Annotated in this window: 2 protein-coding genes; both read right to left on the reverse strand. The window is 53.9% G+C overall.

The genetic code is table 11. The annotated features are described in order from the left end of the window. Entirely contained in the window at positions 1 to 1,536 is a 1,536-nt protein-coding gene (tssC, locus tag ACOTZD_RS22830) for a type VI secretion system contractile sheath large subunit (protein WP_032610232.1), read from the reverse strand. A gap of 40 nt (positions 1,537 to 1,576) precedes the next feature. Then, positions 1,577 to 2,068, reverse strand: coding sequence for a type VI secretion system contractile sheath small subunit (tssB, locus tag ACOTZD_RS22835; RefSeq protein WP_003856899.1), 492 nt, complete (start codon positions 2,066 to 2,068; stop codon positions 1,577 to 1,579). Positions 2,069 to 2,115 lie beyond the last annotated feature (47 nt).

The raw sequence follows: 2,115 nt of genomic DNA on the forward strand, positions 1-2,115 counted from the left end.
TTACGCTTTCGCTTTCGGCATCTGGCTCACCAGAGACAGGTTCACATCCATGCCTTCCACCTGGAAGTGCGGCACCGCAAACAGCTTCACGCGGAAGAAACCCGGGTTGTCTTCGATATCTTCCACCACCACCTTCGCGTCACGCAGCGGATGAGAAGCCTGCAACTCATCGCCCGGATCGGTCATTTCCGTCACCAGACTACGCACCCAGGTATTCAGCTCCAGCTCCAGCAGACGGCGGTCCTTGGTGGTGCCGATGTTCTCGCGCTGGATGAGCTTCAGGTAGTGCGCAATACGCGACAGCAGGAAGATGTACGGCAGACGGGCGTTGATGCGGCTGTTGGCCGTGGCATCTGCGGTGTCGTACAACGCCGGTTTCTGCGCGGAGTTCGCCGAGAAGAAGCAGGCATAGTCGCGGTTTTTGTAATACGAGAGCGGGATAAAGCCGAGGCTGGCAAACTCAAACTCGCGGGTCTCCGGGATCATCACCTCAGACGGGATTTTCACCTGGTTGCCGGTGCCCAGATCGTACAGATGAATAGGCAGATCTTTCACCGCCCCGCCCGCCTGCGGGCCACGGATCTGCACGCACCAGCCGTTATTGATGAAGCTCTTCACCATGTTTGACGCGAAGGAGAACGACGCGCTGGTCCACAGGTATTTCTCGTGATCCGGGCCTTTCACCTGCTCAACGTAGTTAAAGCTGCGTACCGGTACGGTGTCCGGGCCATACGGCAGACGCCCCAGCACGCGCGGCATCACGAGGCCGATGTAGCGGGCGTCGTCGGTGTCGCGGAAAGATTTCCACTTGATGTACTCGGCGCGGTCGAAGTAGTTGCCGATATCCTTAATTGCAGCGACCTCTTCCATCGAGTCTTTCAGGAAAAATTTCGGACCGACAGAGCCAATAAACGGCATATGTGCGGCAGCTGATACTTTAGAGATGTTGCGTAGCAGCGCCACATCCTGCGGGCTGGCGTCAAATTCATAGGATGAAATCACGGAACCAATCGGCTCGCCGCCCGGGGTGTCGTATTCGGCGGTATAGGTGTGCCAGTAGAGGCCGCTCTGAATAAGTTCCGGCGCGTCTTCAAAGTCCTGACGCAGATCTTCTTTCGACACATCCAGAATTTCGGTTTTCACATTCTGGCGGTAGTCGGTGCTGTCCACCAGCTGCTTCAGGCCGCGCCACAGGGACTCCACCTTCTGGAACTCCTGGTGATGCATTACGGCATCCAGCTGACGGCTGATCTGGAAATCCAGCTCAGCGATATGGTGGTCAATCAGCGTTTTGTCGAGCTTCTCCACCGGCTGACCGGATTTGCGGATGCAGTCCATAAACACCTGCATTGCCGCCGTCAGGCGTTCACCCGCCGGAGCGTCAGAAAGCGCGGCGTCATCCAGAAACGCATTGATATCACCCAGGCTGGAGGCCGGGGTCAGGTTGATTTTTTCAAACAGGGAGGCGTAAACGCCCTCTTTTTCCAGTACGGTGGTCTGCCCCTGCGCGGAGGCGGTTTCAGTATTCACAGACATCAGCATATTCCCGGTTAATCCATTAAATTACACATGCCGCTTATTTCGGGGCCAGTGCACTCATTTCGTCGCGTAATTCCTGAGACAGCGCCGGGTCTTTGAGAATTTTCTCGAGTTCTTTTCTGAAAGTAGCGTTATCAAGGAGATTGGATTTGAGGTCGCGTAATAAATTACGCATGGCCAGCATGGCGCGGAGCTGGGGGATCTGGCGGGCAACCTGTTCAGGTTCGAAATCCTTAATATCGGAGAAATTCAGTTTTATGCTTTCTTCCGAGCCATCCCCGGCCATTGTGTTAGGAACCGTCAGATTCACTTCCGGGTTAAATTCCGAAAGTACGCTGTTGAAGTTATTTTTATTGACGTTAATTTTCTCCCTTTCCGATAATGGGCGATTCTCTTTTCCATTACTGAAATCACCGACGGTGAGGAGTTTAAGCGGCAGTTCGATTTTCTTCTGCGCGCCACCTGTATGCAGAGCCAGCTTTAAGTTTATGCGTGCCTTGGGCACCTCATTCTGGAATGAATCGGCCATAGCAATCCCTTTCTTTAAAAGAAATAAATGTTAAGTGAGTGACGTTT

This window comes from Enterobacter cloacae complex sp. SHL022, assembly GCF_049237785.1.
Lineage (GTDB): Bacteria > Pseudomonadota > Gammaproteobacteria > Enterobacterales > Enterobacteriaceae > Enterobacter > Enterobacter hormaechei_C.